We start from the raw sequence: 924 nt of genomic DNA, 5'->3' as shown, positions 1-924 counted from the left end.
ACCTCGGGAGGCTACCCTAATTCGCTCGAACCGAAGGCGTTTTCACACAGCCTCGGTCGGAAGCCGACAAACGGATAAGGCCCGGGAGCGGAACTAGCTAATCACCTCGGCCTCGCCGATAGCTCGCCCCTCCCAAAGGAAGAACCGACCCGCATCGCGCATCACCCCTGCCGCTTCGTCGCCCGACAGGAAGACCAAGCCTACCCGTCGCCTATCACCTGGCCGCAGGGGCTCGTCGTGTAAGACTGGCCAAGCGTCCCACCCCACGAGTGGCTTTGTCAGGGACACCAGGCATGGGCATCCCCAGCCCGGGAGAGCTGGGGTTTTCCGACCGCCGTCTGCTGTCGCATACATACGAACGTCCGCAATCAGATGTGGCGTAGCGGTACGGAGAAGGTCGGCGCGCGTCATGGCCACAGCTTGGGGTGCGCCCTGAATGTCCGCAATGGGTGGAAAGCGGACTCCACATCAAGCAATGAGGATGCGGAGGGAAATCCGACCATGACGATCATCACGCCATTGCTTGCACTCGCCCTGCTGACTTCACCGATCAACCAGGATCATGGAGCCGCGCCGGAACCGCTTCAATGCACGGCGGGACCGATACAACGCTCGTTCGGTGGCACTGAGTGGCTGACTTACGGCTGCGCAGACCGGCGGACGCTGATCGTGGTCTCGGCTCCGGGCAACCCGGCCATGCCGTTCGTGTTCACGCTATCCACGACTGATGGGGGCGTCCGGATCAGTGGCGAGGGTAATGGCGACCAGGAGGCCACGGCCCCGGCGTTCGAAGACCTCAAGAAAATATCCCGCGAAGTCCTCGACCAAATGATCCGAGAAGCCGAAACACGTCCCTGAACGTCTGCTAAGGGTGGGAAGCAGACTTCGCCGTATAACCATCGCTGGTCTGGAGGCCAGATCAGG

Annotated in this window: 1 protein-coding gene; it reads left to right on the top strand. The window is 61.9% G+C overall.

Annotated elements, in window-relative coordinates; translation table 11 throughout:
• Positions 1–501: 501 nt before the first annotated feature.
• Positions 502–858, top strand: a complete 357-nt coding sequence (locus tag ACFQQC_RS18645) for a hypothetical protein (protein WP_376864047.1) — start codon at positions 502–504, stop codon at positions 856–858.
• The last annotated feature ends 66 nt before the right edge of the window (positions 859–924 follow it).

Source organism: Brevundimonas sp. GCM10030266 (assembly GCF_042666595.1).
Lineage (GTDB): Bacteria > Pseudomonadota > Alphaproteobacteria > Caulobacterales > Caulobacteraceae > Brevundimonas.
The sequence above is the reverse complement of the archived record's forward strand: the minus strand, read 5'-3'. Positions and strand labels throughout refer to the sequence as shown.